Origin of the sequence: Rhodococcus sp. NPDC058639, assembly GCF_042717545.1 — a bacterium.
In the GTDB taxonomy this organism is placed as follows: domain Bacteria; phylum Actinomycetota; class Actinomycetes; order Mycobacteriales; family Mycobacteriaceae; genus Rhodococcus.
The window spans coordinates 132,390-151,219 of record NZ_JBHXRF010000005.1; the positions used below are offsets into that span (position 1 = coordinate 132,390).

2 protein-coding genes are annotated in these 18,830 nt (G+C 69.2%); both read right to left on the reverse strand.

Going from position 1 to position 18,830, the window contains the following annotated elements; translation table 11 throughout:
- Positions 1–62 precede the first annotated feature (62 nt).
- Positions 63–1,061 carry an alpha/beta hydrolase gene (locus ACFWU2_RS11535; protein ID WP_378605568.1) on the reverse strand — a complete coding sequence of 333 codons (999 nt, stop codon included), beginning with the start codon at positions 1,059–1,061 and terminating at the stop codon, positions 63–65.
- The gene (locus ACFWU2_RS11540) at positions 1,058–18,790 is read right to left on the reverse strand and encodes a non-ribosomal peptide synthase/polyketide synthase (RefSeq protein ID WP_378605571.1); all 17,733 of its coding nucleotides are present in this window, start codon (positions 18,788–18,790) and stop codon (positions 1,058–1,060) included. Before ACFWU2_RS11540 ends, ACFWU2_RS11535 begins: the two co-directional genes overlap by 4 nt.
- Between the last annotated feature and the right edge of the window lie 40 nt (positions 18,791–18,830).

Below are 18,830 nucleotides of genomic sequence, written 5' to 3' on the forward strand. Positions count from 1 at the left end.
CCTGGTGGACAAACCACCAGGGCCGCGAGCTTTTTCGATCAGGGCGGGGTCACCCAGGTGCGTCAGTTACCGAGATCGAGTGACGCCGCCAGTTGCGGCCAGGAACGATGGAGTTCGTCCTCCCAGTACCCCCATGAGTGCGTGCCGTTCTCACGGAAGTGGAAGGTGGCGGGGATATCGAGTTCTTCCAGCCGCTCGGCCAGTCGTTGGGTACACACGTTCGTTGCCGCCTCGATCACGCCACCGACCACGACCTGCTCGTGCAGCGGCGGTGCCTGAGGGGTGCGTGCCAGTGCCGGGTTCTCGTGCGGTCCGGGCAAACCGTTTCCGTTCGAGATGTAGAGGGAGAGCCCGCGCAGCCCTTCGGCGTTGACCGTCGGATCGTGCCGGGCCCACTCGTCGCCGTCGTACGGGCCCCACATGTTGCGTGCATCGGTCTCACCCATCACTTCGACGACGGACCGGAGATACGCCTGGCCCACAGGATCGCTGGTTTGGGCACAGCCGCTGTACGAGGCGACCCCTCGGTACAGTCCCGGCGCCTGGATTGCGAGGTCGAGCACCGACGTGCCTGCCATCGACAGTCCCGCGATCGCATTGACACCCGTAGTGCCCAGTGCGCGGTCGACCATCGGGGGAAGCTCCTGTGTCAGAAACGTCTCCCACTTCGCGATACCCACGACCGGATCCTCACGCATCCAATCGGTGTAGTAGGTGAACATGCCCTGTGCGGGGATCACGACGTTCACGTTCTTGTCGGCGAGGAAGTCGAGGATCTTCGTCTGATTGAGCCAGTTCGCACCGTCTTCGCCTCCCCCGGCCCCGTTCAGCAGGTACAGCGTCGGCCGCGGAACGCTGGTGTCGGCCGGACGGATCAGCTGGAACGGGATCTCTCGGCCCATCGACTCCGAGTACACGTGCATGTCGTAGCGGTTTCCTTCGACCTGCTCGATCCGCACCTCCTCCCCGCCGGGCGAGGCGGTGGCGGGCGCCCCCGCCAGGATGAGCGCCGAAGCGACCATGACGCAGGCAGTACTTCGCCGCAGAACGTTGATGTTCATCTTGCTTGTTTGCCCTGTCGGTCGTGGTCGGATGGGGTTGCGAAGACAGTACGCAGCCGAGGCCCCAGCACGGCAAGTGCCTCGGTCGAAGTCATGCGCCAGTGGGTGACCGGCACTGAATGGTCATGGATTCGGCCGCTCACGGCATCGGCCCAGCCTGCGGCCCCGTGGCCTTCGTCCTCGGCTGCGGTGAAGTACAGGACGTCACCGTCGAACCGTGCGGGCCGGTGACCGGCCGCCAGGACAACGTTGTGCCGGGCCGCCTCCATCAGTTGCCGCACGAGCCGTTCGGTGTCCTCGGCCGTGTTGCCGGTGAGGTCGGCGACTACCCGGACGACTCCGGCCAGGTCCGCCGGTTCGTCACCGTCTCCGGCGATGCCGAATCCGGCGAGCAGGTCGCTCATCGGCACTTCCGGCTCTTCGGACGCGTCGGTGCCGGTGTCGGTGTCCGCGAAACTGTCGAGCATCACCAGTGTTTCCACTGTGCGGCCGGTGGCCTGGAGTTGCACCGCCATGGCGTGCGCGATGACACCTCCCAGCGACCATCCGAGCAGCCGGTACGGGCCCTCCGGCTGGATCCGGCGGATCTCGTCGACATAGAGCGCCGCCAGGTCGTCGAGGGATGTGGGCAGATCCTCGAGCGGGGTCTGCAATCCGTACACAGGTACGGACGGGTCGATCTCCTGCGCGAGTGCGGTGTAGCACCAGGACAATCCGATGATCGGATGCACGCAGAACACCGGGGGGAGGTCACCCTCCGCTCGGATGGGGAGCAGCGTTCCGAACTCCGGGCCGGACGCCCCGCCCTCGGCGATCTTCCGCGCCAGCGCTTCCACCGTCGAATGCGAGAACAACCACTGCAGCGGGACGGCGACGCCCAGCGCGTCGCGCAGTTGTGCGACGAGCCTGGTCGCGACCAGAGAAGTGCCGCCGAGCGCGAAGAAGTCGTCGTCCGCACCCACCTGTGCGACACCGAGAACGCCGGAGAAGGCATCGGCTACAGCACGTTCGGCGCCACCCGACGGACGCCGGAACTCGCGTGCTCGAACCTCGGGCTGTTGCAGCGCTTTCCGATCGACCTTCCCGTTGGGCGTCGTCGGCAGGGCATCGAGCACGACGAACTGCGCCGGCACCATGTACGACGGCAGCACCCGCCCCATCGCCTCTCGCAGTCGCTGCGTATCGAGTTCACCGGTGGGCACGACGTAACCGACGAGTTGTTCCGGCCACGCCACCACTACGCCGGCCAGGATGCCCTCGTGTGCGCGCAGCACCGAGTCGATCTCCCCGAGTTCGATCCGCTGGCCCCGCAGCTTGACCTGCATGTCGTTGCGTCCTACGTATTCGAGTTCGCGGTTTGCGTTCCACCGCACCAGATCTCCCGTGCGGTACATCCTCGTCCCCGCACCGTCGAACGGGTTCGCCACGAACCTGTCGGCCGTCAGGTGTGCGCGTCCCGCATAGCCGCGGGCCAACTGGACACCCGAGAGATAAAGCTCGCCCACAACTCCCACCGGCACGGGATGCAGACGTGTGTCGAGCACCAGGGCGCCGGTGTTCCGAACGGGTATACCGATGGGCACGCGCCCACCGTCGGAATCCGGGTCGCTCCGGCGGTGCGTGGCCTGCATCGTCGTTTCGGTCGGGCCGTACAGGTTGTGCACCCGGCACCCGAGCATCCTCAGCGCGCGGTCGGCCGTCGCACCCGACAGGGCCTCACCGCCGGCGAACACCAACCGCAACGAGGGAGTGGGCTCCTCCAGCACGTCGAGCACCGCATCGAGCACGACCGGCACGAACTGTGCCACGGACACCTCGAAATCCACCAGCGCACGCGCGAGGTACTGCGGGTCGCGGTGACCGTCCGGTGCCGCGACGACCATCCGTGCTCCGCTGTGCAAGGCCCAGAACAGCTCCCACACCGATGCGTCGAAAGTCAGCGGGGTCTTGAGCAGAATGGTGTCGGCGGCATCGGCCCCGAACTCCTCCTGCAACCAGTCCAGCTGGTTCACGGCCGACGCGTGCGAGACCGCCACACCCTTCGGGCGTCCTGTCGAGCCCGACGTGAACAGCACGTAGGCCGTGTTGTCCGGGCGCAGCGGGCCCCGTCGTTCGGCGTCCGAGACAGGTCCGTCCGGCACGCCGCTCGCATCGAAAGTACCGATATCGATCACCGTCCGATCCGCGCCCAGGTCGTGGCGCGAGTCCGACAACACCAGTATCGGATCGGCGATCTCGAACACGTGGGAGATCCGCTCGGCCGGTTGGCCGGGGTCGACAGGCACGTAGGCACCGCCCGCGGCGACCACGGCGTGGACCGCGATCACCGCATCGATCGATCGTTCCATCGCGATGGCGACGCTCGTCTCCGGGCCGACACCGAGCGAAATGAGGTGCCGGGCAAGTCCGTTGACTCTCGAAGCGAATTCCGCGTAGGAGTACGAGGTGTCTTCGTCGGCGACGGCGACGGCATGCGGCGTCTTCGCGGCCTGCGCTGCCGACCGGTCCGGGAGGGTGACGCCGCCCGGGTCGGTGCACACCGCGGGAAGGCCCATCTCGTGTAGGGCCGCACACTCCCGCGGCGCGAGCCATTCCAGGTCGCCGACGGGAGTTTCGGGATCGCGCACCGCTGCGGTGAGAGTGCGGACGAACCGGTCGGCGAACCCCGCGACGGTGGAACGGTCGAAGAGGTCCGTGGCGTAGGTCCACGTCAGGTCGATACCGTCCGGAGTACCGCTGTCCGAGAATGCTTCGTGCGCGGTGACCTGGAGATCGACCATCGCCTGGTTCAGATCGGCCTCGACGGGTTCGATGCGGACGCCACCAAGACGGAAGTCGGCGGGCTGCATGTTCTGCAGCGTCAGCATCACCTGGAAGAGCGGGTTACGCGCCTGCGAACGGGCCGGTGCGAGAACTTCGACGAGGCGCTCGAACGGCACGTCGGCGTGCGCGAACGCGTGCAGATCCGTTTCCCGCACCGAGCGGAGCAGGTCCGCGAACGACCGACCGGGGTCGATTTCGGTACGCAGGACCAGCGTGTTGACGAACATCCCGATCAGATCGTCGAGTGCGGCTTCACCACGGCCGGCAACCGGCGTACCGAGCGCGATGTCGGAGGTGCCGCTGAGCCGGGCGAGAGCGGACGCCATGGCGCTGTGCAGCACCATGAACAGCGTGGCGTGGTGTGTTCGCGCGAGCCCGAGCAGACCTTGGTGGAGCGACGCGTCGAGAGTGACCGTGTGCGACGCACCCCGATGGGACGCCACCTGGGGACGCGGCCGATCCCAGGGCAATTCGAGCTGATCCGGCAGCGACGCCAAGGTCTCGCTCCAGTACGAGATCTGCTTCGACACCACACTGTCCGGGTCGTCCTCGGAGCCGAGGATCTGCCGCTGCCAGAGGGTATAGTCCGCGTACTGCACCGGCAGCGGAGCCCACGTGGGCGGCTGACCGTCGACGCGCGACGCGTACGCCGTCATCACGTCCCTGGTGAGCGGTCCCATCGAGAACCCGTCACCTGCGATGTGGTGCACCACGAAGACCAGAATGTATTCCTCCGGCCCGGCGCGGAACAGCCGCACTCGTACCGGCACCTCCGCCGTCACGTCGAATCCCGCCGAGATCAATTCTCCGACAACGGCGAACACGTCATCCGCCTCGACCGGAACGGGCGTGAGATCCGTGTCCACCTCGGACAGCGGCAATACCTGCTGGATACCCGCGCCGTCGACCTCCGGGTACACGGTGCGCAGGATGTCGTGCCGCACCAGCAGGTCCTCGACCGCCGACTTCAGTGCTGCGAGGTCGAGGTCGCCCGACAACCGGAGCGCGACCGGGATGTTGTAGGTCGCCGCGCCGGGGTCGAACCGGTTGAGGAACCACATCCGCTGTTGCGCGAGCGACAGCGGGATGCGGGCGGGGCGTTCCTGCGCGACCAGCGCCGGGCGCGCTACCCGTCCCATGTACTCCTGCGCTGCCGCGGCGAGCGCGCCCACCGTGGGTTGTTCGAACAGGACGCGGAGGGGGATGTCCGCTCCGAGTTCCGACCCGATCCGCGACATCACCCGCGTGGCGATCAGGGAGTTGCCGCCGAGCGCGAAGAAGTCGTCGTCGAGCCCGACCCGGTCGGCGCCGAGCAGTTCGGCGTAGACCGAGGCGACGGTCTGCTGGACCGGGTTTTCCGGTGCGCGGAATGCTCGCGTCTCGAAAGCGGGGACCGGCAGTGCTTTCCGGTCGAGTTTGCCGTTCGCGGTGATCGGCAGCGCGTCGAGCACGAGGATCTGCGCGGGCACCATGTAGGACGGCAGTTCGTCGGCGATCCGGTTCCGGAGCAGTTGCGTGTCGGCGGTGTTGCCCTCGGTGGGGACGACGTAGCCGATGAGCCGATCGCCGGTGCGGGCGTCGTTGTGTACCAGCACGACAGCCTGCGCGACCCCGTCGGTGCGGGTGAGGACGGCTTCGATTTCACCGAGTTCGATGCGGAGGCCCCGCACCTGCACCTGGGCGTCGCGGCGCCCGACGAAGTCGAGTTCACCTCCGGCCGTGCGCCGCACCAGGTCTCCGGTGCGGTACATGAGCCCACCGGCGTAGGGGTTGGCGACGAATCGGGACGCCGTCAGCTCGGGTCGGCGGTGGTAGCCGCGGGCCAGTCCGGCGCCGGACAGATACAACTCGCCGACGACACCGTCGGGCACTGGGTGCAGGCGGTCGTCGAGGACGACGGCCCCCGCGCCGCGGATCGGCGCGCCGATGGTGATGGCGTCGTCCGCGCTCAGCGGTGCGGTCTCCGTGATGATGATGGTGGTTTCGGTGGGGCCGTAGCAGTTGACGAACCGGCACACGGAGCCGAACTTGGCGACCAGTTCGGGCGGGCACACGTCGCCGCCGACCATGACCGCTTCGAGATCGGGCAGGTCGTCGGGTGTGACGGTGCCGAGCGCAGCGGGCGCGGTGAGGATGTGCGTGACCCGTTCTCGCCGCAGCAGATCGGCCAGTTCGGTGCCGCCGACGATCTCCGGTGCCGCGACGATCATCGTGGCACCGACGGAGAACGCGGCGATCTGCTCGAACACCGAGGCGTCGAAGCTCGACGACGAGAACCGGAGCATCCTCGACTCGGAGCTGAGGCCGAGTTCGGGGCGGTGTTCGGCGGTGAAGGCCGCGAGGCCACGGTGGGTGACGACGACACCCTTCGGGGTGCCGGTGGACCCGGAGGTGTAGATCATGTAGGCGGCGGACCCGACCGCGGTCGTCCGTTCGATCGGCGCATCGGAGTATCCGGCGGCGTCGTCGGCGCGGAGCCACGGGATGTCGGTCGACGGCGCGTCACCGTGGGTGAGCCCGAGAAGCGCGCCGGAATCCGACAGCAGGTACGCAATGCGCGCCGCGGGCAGCGCGGGGTCGATCGGTACGAACGCCGCACCGGTCTTGACCACTGCCCACAGTGCGATGATCGCGTCGACCGAGCGCGGGAACGACAGTGCCACGAACGTTTCCGGCGCTGCGCCGTGCTCGGCGAGCATGCGCGCGAGACGGTTGGACGCACGATCCAGCTCGGTGTATGTCAGGTGCCTGGTCCCGTCGGTGGCCGCGATGCCGTCCGGGTTCGCGGCGACACCGCCCGCGAAGATCTCCGGCAGCACGCGTGCCGGGAGATCTGCGGGCACGGCGTGTTCGAGTGCACGGGCGGCGTCGGTCTCCCCCATCAGCGGTACCTCGCCCACCGGCACAGCGGGGTTCTCGGTCACCGCGTCGAGCAGCAGCAGCCAGCGCCGCGTCAAGGATTCCGCGGTACCGGCGTCGAACAGGTCCGTCGCGTAGGTCAGCGACCCGGCGAGGCCACCGTCGTCGTCGCGGAGGGTGAATTCGAGATCCACTTTCGCGACATCGATACCCGGCTCGACGGGTTCGATCTCGAGGCCGGGCAATTCGAGGACACCCGTGCCCTGGTTCTGGAGCGACAGCGTCACCTGGAACAGCGGCGCGTGGCTTTGTGAACGGACCGGGTCGACGGCGTCGACGATCTGCTCGAACGGCACGTCGGCGTGCCCGAACGCGGCGAGGTCCACGTCGCGGGTCTGCTCGAGGGTCCGCTCGAAACCGGCGGCCGGGTCGAACCGGGAGCGCAGCACCAGGGTGTTGACGAACATGCCGACCACGTCGTCGAGCGCGGCCTCCCCGCGACCGGCGACGGGGGTGCCGACGCTGACGTCACCGGTGTTGCCGAGGCGCGCGAGCAGCACGGACAGGGCGGCATGGAGCGCCATGAAGCGCGTGGCGCCGTGTGCGCGGGCAAGGGCGTCGAGTGCGTCCACGGTGTCGGCACCGATGCGGAAGTCGATGCGCGCACCACGTTGCGAGGCGACCGCCGGGCGGGGCCGGTCGGCGGGCAACTCGAGCACGGCCGGGACGTCTTCGAGTGCCTCGGTCCAGTAGCTGAGCTGACGCGCTGCAAGCGATCCGGCGTCGGCGGGATCGCCGAGTACGGCGCGCTGCCACACCGCGAAATCGGCGTACTGCACAGCGAGCGGCGCCCACTGCGGAGCGGTGCCGGCGAGCCGGGCGCTGTAGGCGACGAGAATGTCGCGGGCGAGCGGCACGGTGGAGGCACCGTCGGCGGCGATGTGGTGCACGACCACCACGAGCACGTGCTCGTCGGCGGAAGCCTGGAGCAGAGCGCCGCGAATCGGGACCTCGGTCGTGACGTCGAATCCGCGCGACAGCACGGCGAGTATCTCGTCACGCTCGGTATCGGCGGTGATCGGGCGCGGCGTCAGGTTCACCGGGGCGTCGTCGAGGACCACCTGGTGTGGACCGTCGGCGTCGGGGAAGACCGTCCGCAGGGTCTCGTGCCGCTGCACGACGTCGTGCACCGCGGCGCGCAGTGCGTCGTGGTCGAGTCGGCCGCGCAGGCGCACGGCGACGGGGACGTTGTAGACGGGCGACGTGGGGTCGAACCGGTTGATCAGCCACATCCGCTGCTGTGCGGGCGAGAGCGGAATGCGGCCGGGGCGGGGCCCGGCGACGAGCGGCGGGCGCGTGCCCGGCCCGTTGTCACCGACGACGGCGGCCAGCGCGGCCACGGTGGGGTTCTCGAACACTGCGCGCACCCCGAGCGATGCGTCGAGTCGCGCGACCACACGGGTCGCCGACAGGGAGTTGCCGCCGAGCGCGAAGAAGTCGTCGTGCGCACCGGCCTGCTCGAGGCCGAGCACTTCGGCGTAGACCGCCGCGACCCGCCTCTCGGCGTCGGTTCGCGGTGCGACGAACTGTGCGGCGGTGAAGACGGGTTCGGGCAGTGCCCGTAGATCGACCTTGCCCGCACCGGTGAGGGGGAAGGCGTCGACGACTGTAATCGCCGAGGGCACCATGTAATCGGGCAGGGCGCGGGCGGCGTGAGCGGTCACGTCGGCGGTATCGATCGCGTGACCGGGTGCGGGCACCACGTACGCCACCACGGCTCCGGTTGCGGCGTGCGGCACGCTCACCGCGGCGTCGACGGACGGATGCCCGGACAGGACGGCGTCGATTTCGGACAGTTCGATCCGGTGGCCGCGAACTTTCACCTGGAAGTCGTTGCGTCCCAGGTATTCCAGTGTGCCGTCGGCGACCTTCCGGACGCGGTCGCCCGTCCGGTACATGAGTCCGCCACCGACCGGGTCGGCGACGAACCGCGTCGCGGTGAGCTCGGCGCGATCGTGGTAACCCCGCGCGAGCCCCGCACCGGATACGTACAGTTCGCCCGGCACTCCGGTGGGCACCGGTTGCAACCGGTCGTCGAGAACCCTCGCGGACGTGCCGAGGACGGCACTGCCGATGCGCACCGGTTCTCCCGGCGTCATCGGACCGAAATGCGTTGCCATGATGGTCGACTCGGTAGGGCCGTAGGCGTTGAACATCGCCCGTCCCGGCGCCCACCGTGCCACGAGCGACGGTTCGCATGCTTCACCGCCGACGACGACCACCCGGACGTGCGGCAGCGTTGCGGGATCGAGTGTCGCCAGTGCCGCGGGCGTGAGGAAAAGGTGTGTCACGCCGGTGTCGGCGAGCACCGTCTCGAGTTCGGTGCCGCCGTAGATGCCGGTGGGGACGAGCACGAGGGTCGCTCCTCCACCGACCGCCATCAGCAGTTCGAGCAGCGACGCGTCGAAACTGGGTGACGCGAATGCCGCGACGCGGTCACCGGGCCGCACGCCGTAATGGCGTTGTTGCTCGGCGACGAAGGCTGCAAGGCCGCGGTGGGTGACGACCACGCCTTTGGGCACGCCTGTGGAGCCAGACGTGTAGATCAGGTAGGCGGGGTGGTCGGGGTGCGGTTCGCGCGCGGGAACGGGCCGCTCGTCATCGGTCCGCTCGTCATCGGTCTGCGCGGCAGCGTCGAGCCACCGCACGTCGTCGGGCAGGGCGTTGCGGTGCGCGTCGGTGGTGAGCCCGAGCCGCACGCCCGAGTCGGTGAGCATGTGCTCGATGCGAGCCGCCGGATAGGTCGGGTCGACGGGCAGGAATGCGGCGCCTGTTCGGGCGACCGCCCAGACGGCGAGTACCGATTCCACCGAACGTTCCACGGCGACCGCGACGACGGTCTCGGGGCCCGCGCCGGCCTCGATCAGCATGTGTGCGAGCGCAGCGGAGCGGCGGTCGAGTTCGCCGTAGGTGACGATGCGCGTCCCGGAGACGAGCGCGGGTGCGTCGGGGTCGGCGGCAGCCTCGGTGAGTAGCTGCGGGAGCGTGCGTACGCCGACGGATTCGGGACGGCGCAACAGGTCGTCGTGCTCGGCGTGCGAGAGCAGGTCCAGGGAGCCGACAGAGGCATCCGGATTTGCCACGGCCGACTCCAGCACCCGCACGTAACGGTCGACCAGCATTGCGGCAGTGGTGTCCTCGAACAGGTCGCGGGCAAAGGTCAGCGTGACGGTCGCGTGCCGCTCGTGCTCGGTGACGGCGAATTCGAGATCGAACTTGGCGATCCCGAAATCGACGGGCAGTACCTCGATGTCGAGACCGGGCAGTGTCACCGCACCGGGCTGCGGCACGTCGAGCGCTAGCACCGTCTGGAACAGCGGTTGGTGCGACGTCGAGCGCGCCGGGGCGAGCGCCTCGACGAGTTGCTCGAACGGGAGGTCGGCGTGGGAGTACGCGGCAAGGTCGGTGTCGCGCACTGTCGTCAGGGCCGCGGCGAACGAGAGCGAGGCATCGAACCGGGTGCGCAACGGAAGGGTGTTGACGAACATGCCCACCACGTCGTCGAGGTCACGGTGGCCGCGACCGGCGACGGGTGTGCCGACGGTGACGTCGTAGGTGCCGCTGGTCCGGGCGAGCAGTACCGCAAGGGCGGTGTGCAGCACCATGAACAGGGACGCGTCGTGCGCCCTCGCCAGCTCTGCCGCCCGGGCATACACCGGTGCGGGCACGTCGACGGTGACCGTGCCGCCCCGGAACGACGGGACCGCCGGTCGACGATGGTCGGCGCGCAGGTCCAGGACCTCGGGGGCATCGGCCAGGGCGTCCCGCCAGAACGCGAGTTGACGGGCCGCCACCGAGTCGGGGTCGTCGGTGCTGCCGAGAAGTCCTTGCTGCCACAGCGCGTAGTCGGCGTACCCGACCGGCAGCGGCTCCCACGCCGGGGCGGCGCCGGCGCTGCGTGCACCGTAGGCGGCAACCAGATCGCGGGCCAGGGCTTGCATCGACCAGCCGTCGATCGCGATGTGATGCACGACCAGCGCGAGGACGTGCCGGTCGGCGTCTTCGCGGACGACGTTCAGCGCGAGGGGGATCTCGCGGGTGACGTCGAAGCCGCGGGCGACGACCTCGAGGAGCCGTTCGTCGAGCGTCCCGTGCAGGTCGTCGACGGTCAGCGTGAGTGCGTCGATCGCGTCGGTGACCGGAAGGATCTCCTGCCGGGGACCGTCGCCGTTGTCCGGGTAGCGGGTGCGCAGCGTCTCGTGCCGGTCGACGATGTCGGTGACGGCGGTGCGCAGCGCGTCGATGTCGAGCGTGCCGGTCAGGCGTAGCGCGACCGCCACGTTGTAGGCACCCGAGGCCGGGTCGAAGCGGTTGACGAACCACATGCGCGCCTGCGCCGGTGAGAGCGGGATGTGCTCGGGGCGCGGTCCCGCGACGAGTGCCGGACCCACCTGCCGATCCTGCTGTCCGTCGATGAGGGTGGACAGTCCGGCCACCGTGGCGTTGTCGAACAGATCGCGGATCTGCAGCCGGGTACCGAAGGTGCCGTCGAGGCGGGCGAGCAGCCGCGTCGCGGTCAGCGAGTTGCCGCCGAGATCGAAGAAGTTCGCCGTCGCGCCGAGGCCGTCGCGTCCGAGCACGTCGGCCACGATCGCCGCCACCGTCTCCTCGGTCGCGGTCGCCGGCTCGACGTACTCGGCATCGGAGCCGAATTCCGTTGCGGGAAGGGCTTTGCGGTCGAGCTTGCCGTTGGAGGTCACCGGTAGCGCGTCGAGCACCATCGCGACCGTGGGAACCATGTGCCGCGGGAGGCGCGCTGCGGCGTGCGCGAGGACGGCCTCACTGTCCACGGCGCCGACAACGTACGCGACCAGGTGTTCCCCGGCGACGTCGTCGCGATGCAGCGCGACCACGGCCTGCGCGACGGCGTCGTGTTCGAGCAACGCGGACTCGATCTCTCCGAGTTCGATGCGCTGGCCTCGGAGTTTCACCTGGAAGTCACTGCGGCCCACGTACTCGAGGACGCCGTCGGCGCGCCACCGCACCACGTCGCCGGTGCGGTAGAGACGCGCTGGGCCGGACGGGTCGGCGACGAATCGCGCTGCCGTCAGCCCGGGTGCCGCGTGGTATCCGCGAGCGAGTTGCACTCCGCCGAGATACAGCTCGCCCTCGACGCCCACCGGAACCGGCCGGAGTCGCGAGTCCAGCACGCGCACAGTCGTATTCCAGACCGGCGCTCCGATGGGCACCGGGTTCTCCCCTGCCACCGTCGGATGAGCGGTGACGTCGACCGCGGCTTCGGTCGGTCCGTACAGGTTGTGGAGGGGCACGCCGAGGCTCTCGGCGAACCGTGCGACGGTGGTGGCGGGCAGCGCCTCCCCGCTGGTGAACACCTGCCGCATGCTGCCGCAACGCCCGAGGTCGGCACCGGCGAGGAAGACCTCGAGCATCGACGGCACGAAATGGAGTGCAGTGACTCCGTATTCGTCGATCACGCGGGAGAGGTAGCGCGGGTCGCGGTGCCCGTCCGGGCTCGCGAGCACCACCGAGGCACCGGTGAGCAACGGCCAGAACAGCTCCCACACCGACACATCGAATGTCGCGGGAGTCTTCTGCAGCACCACGTCGTCGACCGTGAGCGGATAGGTGTCCTGCATCCACAGCAGGCGGTTGACGATGCTGCGGTGCGAGATGGCGACACCCTTGGGGCGTCCGGTGGACCCGGACGTGAACAGCACGTACGCCAGGTCGTCGGGGTGGAGCGGCGCACGGCGGTCGAGATCGGTGAGCGGCGCGTCGGAGAACCCGGCCGTGTCCGGCAGAGCGCTGAGCACCCGGGCCGGGGCAGCCGTATCGAGCACGTGTGCGGTGCGCGACGCCGGTTGTTCGGGGTCGATCGGCACGTAGGCGGCACCGGCGGTGACGACGGCGTGGATCGCGGTGAACTGGTCGAGCGACCGCGGCATCGAGACGCCCACCAGGTCACCGGGGCCGATACCGTCGGCGACGAGGGCACGAGCGAGGCGGTTGACCCGCGACGCGAATTCCGAATACGGCAGTGCGGGAGCGCCCTCGACGAGGACGGCTCGCGCGTCGGGTGTCCGCTGCGCTTGGTGCGCGACAAGATCCACGAGCGTGGTGGGTGGCAGCTCCCGCTCCGGGCCGCGTTCGAATCCGGCGACGGTGTCACGTTCGCCGGGCAGGAAGACATCGACGTCTCCGACCTGCGTGTCGGGCCGGGTCGCCGCGGTCTCGAGCACCCCGACGAGTCGCCGCGCGATGCGGTCCACGGTGGCGCGGTCGAACAGGTCGGTGCGGTAGCGCACGCTCAGCCGCAACCGTGGTTCGAGGATCGCCATGACGGTGAGCGGGTAGTGCGTGGCGTCACGGGCATCGATACCCGTGACGCGCATGCCGGCGAAATCGGTGGTCTCGTCGAAACCGGCGCGGTCGACGGGGTACGACTCGAACACGGTGAGGGTGTCGAACAGGGTTCCGGCACCGATGTTCTGCTGGATGCTGCCCAGACCCACGTGGTGGTGGTCGAGCATCGACACCTGCGCGTCCTGCACGCTGCGCAGCGCGTCGGCGACGGTGTCGCCGGGCTCGAGCTTTACCCGCACCGGCACGGTGTTGATGAACAGGCCCAGCATGTTCTCCACACCGGGCAGTTCGGCGGGGCGGCCGGAGACGGTCGCACCGAAGACCACATCCGAACGCGTGAGCATCCGGCCGAGGACGAGCGACCACGCGACCTGCACGAGGGTGTTGACGGTGATCCCGGTCTCGCGCGACTGCTCGGTGAGCGCGGTGAGCAACTCGTCGTTCAGGTCGATGTCGATCTCGCCGGGGTTGTCCTCGAAGGCTGCCTCTGCGTTCGGCGCGACAAGCGTCGGCTCGCTGACGCCGGCGAGCAAGTCGCTCCACACCTGCAGCGACCGGTCCGTGTCCTGCTCGCGCCACCACCGGAGATAGTCCCGGTACGGCACGGGCTCGGCAAGCGCATCCCGGGATATGTAGTGGGTGAGGATCTCTCGCACGAGAAGGGGCATCGACCACCCGTCGAGCACGAGGTGGTGGTTGGTGAGCACGAGCGTCGCGCGACCGTCGTCGGTGCGGACGAGGACCGCCCGCAGCAGGGGCGGCCGGGCGGGGTCGAAGGGTGTTCCGCGTTCGGCGTCTAGTACCTCGGCGGCCCCACCCGCGGCGGCGCGCACCTCACGCCACGGCACCTCGACGCGATCGAGGACGAGTTGCACCGGATCCCCGGTCTCGTCGTGGACGAACGCGGTGCGCAGGCCGGCGTGCCGGGCGACGACCGCGTCGACGGCGCTGCGCAGCCGGTCGCCGTCCACGGCACCGGCCAGTTCGAGGGTCAATTGCGCGACGTAGACATCGAGCGAGCCGGCAGCGAGCCGGGTGTGGAACAGCAAACCCGCCTGGAGCGGTGGGAGGGGCCAGATGTCGCGCACTGCGGGGTACTCGGATTCCCACAGCTCGATCTGGCGCTGGCCCACTGCGACGAGCGGCACGTCGGACGGGGTCAAACCGCCCGCGCCGGGACGATCGAGGTGCGCGGCGAGACCGGTGAGAGCGCTGCGCCACAGTTCGGCGAGTTCGGCGACGTCCTCCGAGGAGACCACGCGCGGCACGTACGCGAACGACGCGGTGAGGTGTGGTCCGTCGGGACCGTCGACGACCATGGCGTTGATGTCGATCGCCGCTGCGGCGGCGAGCGCGGAGGTCCGGTTCGGATCAAGATCGAGGTCGTCGGGTACCCAGCCGATCTCGCGGATCTCGTCGGGTATGTGGCCCGAGGTCAGCCTGCCGAGATAGTTGAACGAGAGCTGGGATTCGGGCAGGTCCGCGAGCACCGAACCGGTCTCGTGATCGAGGTACCGCAGGATGCCGTAGCCGATACCGTGGTTCGGCACGGCGGCAAGCTGTTCCTTCACGGCTTTGACCGCGGCGGCCGCTGCGGATCCGCCGGCCAGGGCGTCGTCGAGGTCGCCGGTGACGGCGAGACGCACCGGGTAGGCACTGGTGAACCAGCCGACGGTGCGCGCGAGCTCTGCGGGGTCCGGCGTATCGAGGTCGCGCCCGTGGCCTTCGAGGGTCAGCAGCAGCGAACGCTCGGCACCGTGGTCCCAGCGTGCGGCAGCCAGTACGAGGGCGGTGAGCAATCCGTCTGCGGCACCGCTGCCGTAGAGCGCGGGCAGCCGGGTCAGGACGGCGTCGGTGACCGACGGGTCGAGTGCGACGTGGACGCGCCGGGTGGCGGCGAGCGTGTCGACGTGCGGGTCGAGGGGTTCGATCCCGCGCAGCGGACGGGCCCCGGCCGACGTGCGTTGCCAGTAGGCGAGTTCGTCGACGAACGTGCCGTCGCGGGCCGCGTCGTGCAGGGCGTGCGCCCAGCGGCGGAAGGACGTACCGACCGGCGGAAGCACGGGCTCCTGGGCCGCCGCGACCTGCATCCAGGCTTGTCCGAGGTCGGGGAGCAGCACCCGCCAGGACACCCCGTCGACGACGAGGTGGTGCGCGACGAGCAGGAGTTTGCCCTGTGTGTCGGCCGCGTCCACGTCGAACCACACGGCCTGCAGCATCACACCTTCGGCAGGATCGAGCGCCGCTGCGGCACTGTCGCACCGGGACGCGATCAGGTCGTCGATGGCGTCGATGTCGGCGACGGGAACGCGCGTGACGAAGGTTCCGGGATCGGCGGCGCCGGCACGGACCTCCCAGGTGTCGTCACGCATCACCGAGCGCAGCATGTCGTGGCGGTCGAGCACGGCGGCGAGAGCGGCAGAGAGGTGTTCGGCGGTGAGACCCGCGGGAGTGGTGACGAGTACCGCTTGCGCGAACGTGGAGTAGTCACCACGCCGGAGCATGTCGTGCACGATGGGCGTCAGCGGAATCTCGCCGGCACCGCCACCGGGCAGTTCGGCCATGACCGTGGTCGCCGACACCGCCGTAGCGACACGGGCCAGCGCGGCAATCGTCTTGTGCTCGAAGATCTGTCGTGCCGTGATGTGCAGACCGATGTCCTTGGCGCGGGCGGCGAACTGCATCGCCACGATGCTGTCGGCGCCCAGCGCGAACAGCGAATCGTCGACACCGACCCGCTCGACGTCGAGGAGCCCCACCGCGAGTTCGGCGAGCGCAATCTCCGAATCTGTCCGGGGCGCGCGGAATTCGGCCGACTCGAACCGTGGTGCCGGTAGGGCGGCGCGGTCGAGCTTGCCCGCGGGAGTCACCGGAATGTGGTCCAGTTCCATCAGCGCGGCGGGAATCATGTGCGACGGCAGCAACCGGCCGACGCCCTCGAGGAGCGTGGCTGCGTCGAATGGGTGGCCCGATTCCATCCGCACGTACGAGATCGGCACGCTCGAGTGCCCGGTGTCGTGGACGACGGACGCGGCGTAGTCGACACCCGGTTGTTCGAGAAGTGCCGTGTCGATTTCACCGAGTTCGATCCGGAATCCGCGGATCTTCACCTGGAAGTCGGAGCGGCCCAGGAATTCGAGTTCGTGGTCGGTGGTCCAGCGCACGTCGTCGCCGGTGCGGTAGAGCCGGCCACCGGGCTCGAACGGGTTGGCGACGAACCGGTCGGCGGTCTGTCCGGGCCTGGAGTGGTATCCCCTGGCCAGCGCAGGGCCCCCGAGATACAGCTCTCCCACGAATCCCACAGGGACGGGCCGCAATCTGCGGTCGAGGACGACGGCGGCGACACCATCGAGCGGCCGCCCGATGGTGATCCGGTCGCCCGATTGCAGCGGGCTCCCCGCGGTGACCACGATGGTGGTTTCGGTCGGTCCGTAGCTGTTGGTGAACCGGCTGACGGCACCGAAACGCTCGACGAGGTCGGGGGTGCAGACATCACCGCCCACCACGACGGCTTCGAGATCGTCGAGTCCGGTGGGGTCGACGGTGGTGAGCACGGTCGGCGCGGACACGATGTGGGTGACACGGCTGCTGCGCAGCAGGTCGGCGAGATCCTGCCCACCCAGAATGTGCGGCGGGGCGACCACCATCGCCGCGCCGGCGCTGAACGCCTGCAGCATCTCGAAGACCGATGCGTCGAAACTCGCCGACGAGAAGCGCAGCATCCTCGAGGCGGGGGTGAGGCCGAGTTCGGGCCGGGCGTCGGCGTCGAACGCGGCGAGCCCGGAGTGGGTGACCACCACGCCCTTCGGTGTTCCGGTCGAGCCGGAGGTGTAGATCATGTAGGCGGGATGCTCGGGCCTGGCCGCTACGACCGGCGGCGCATCCACAACCGGATGCGCGTCGTCGGCAGCGAGCCAGCGCGGACCAGCGGGCAGGTCGGGTATCCGGTCGCGCGTGCTGATGCCGAGTCGCGCCCCGGAGTCCCGGATCATGTACGCGAGACGTTCCGCGGGCAGCGCCGGATCGATCGGCACGAACGCGGCGCCGGTCTTCGCCACGGCCCAGAGGGCGACCAGCGCTTCGGCACTGCGTTCCATGCTCAGCACGACGAAACTCTCGGGAGCGGCGCCGGCGTCTGCGAGCACCCGGGCGAGCCGATCGGAGCGCTCGTCGAGGGCACGATAGGTCAGCGTCCGGTCTCCGTCGAGGACGGCGATGCCGTCACGGTTGCGGCACATCCCCTGCGCGAGGAGGTCCGGCAGCATCCGGACGGGGCGCGGCGGGCGGCCACGGAACGGGACGAGTGCGTCCCGCTCGTCGTCGTGCAGCACCTCGAGCGCGCCCACCGTGCCGTCGCACTCCGCGAAGTCGGCAAGAAACTCGATGAATCGGCTGTGGTGCGAGCGCAATTCGTCGATAGAGTACAGGTTCGGGTTGGCTTCGAGGTCGATGTGTGCCGGATCGCCGGGCTTGCTCGGATAGATGTTGAGCGAGAGGTCTTCGACCGGTCCCGTGCTGACCACGTGGAGACGGCCGACGAGATCGCCGAGACGGATCTCCGTCCCGAACATCATGATGTTGACGGCGGGACCGAAGAATCCCCGGTCGGCTCCACCCCTCCCGGTGTCGCGCCGCATGTCCTCGTGCCGGTACCGCTGATGCCGCAGTGCTCCGGTGAGTTCGAGTTGCACGCGAGACGTGATGTCGGGGGCGGTGTCCGCGGGGTCCACGCCCACGCGGATCGGCACGACGTTGGAGACCATGCCCCCGGAGCGTCGCAACTTGACGGTCGTGCGTGCCGAGACCGGCAGACTGAGCACGATGTCGGATTCACCCGTGACGCGGGCGAGGAACGCGGCGAAGGCCGCGATGACCACGCTCGCGAACGAGGCCTGCTCGTCGCGGGCGATGACGCGTTCGACGGACGCCGACACCTCGTCGGGCAGCGGCGCGCTGTAACGGACCGGATTGGGGCCGACCGGCGCCGCCCGGCCGGAGAGGCCGATCGGATGCGGCAGGTCGCGGACCCGCGCGGCCCAATACTCCCGATCTGTCTCGAACCGGCCCGAGTCCCGGTAGCGGTTCTCGTCGTCGACGATCTCGTGGAGCGCGCTGACGGGGAACGACGCGGGTTCGCGCCCTTCCTTGGCAGCGGTGTACCGCTCGGCGATGCGGTTGACGAAGGTTGTGGCGCCGAATCCGTCCAGTGCGACGTGGTGGATCCGGGTGTAGACGAAGTACCGGGCGTCGGCGATGCGCAGAAGCGCGCACACGATGAGCCGGTCCTCGAGCATGTCCAGCGGTGTGCGGTATTCGGCCCGCATCCACGCGAAGGCAGCGGCTTCGGGATCGGGACGCTCACGCAGGTCGAGGACGGTGGCCCGATCGTTGAGGTCGGGATCGATCACCTGGTAGGGCTGCCCGTCGTGCTCGAACAACCGGAGCATTCCGGTGCCGATTTCGCGGCCGGTGGCCGCACCGGCGTCCGCGAACGCCTCGACGTCGAGATCACCGTGGACGTCGATGTACTGGGCGATGGTGAGCGGGATGTCGCCGAGCAGATGCTGCGCGAACCAGATCCCGCGCTGCGCCGACGAGAGGGGGAAACCCGACTGCGGCTCGTGATCGATGACCACAGGCCCACGCGCATCCTGCTGTTTCACTCGGCTCCCGACGCTGGTGAAAAGATTCCGGATCGTTATT

Coding starts and splice junctions, on each gene's coding strand:
- ACFWU2_RS11535 (WP_378605568.1), bottom strand. CDS start 1,061: ATGAACATCAACGTTCTGCGGCGAAGTACTGCCTGCGTCATGGTCGCT.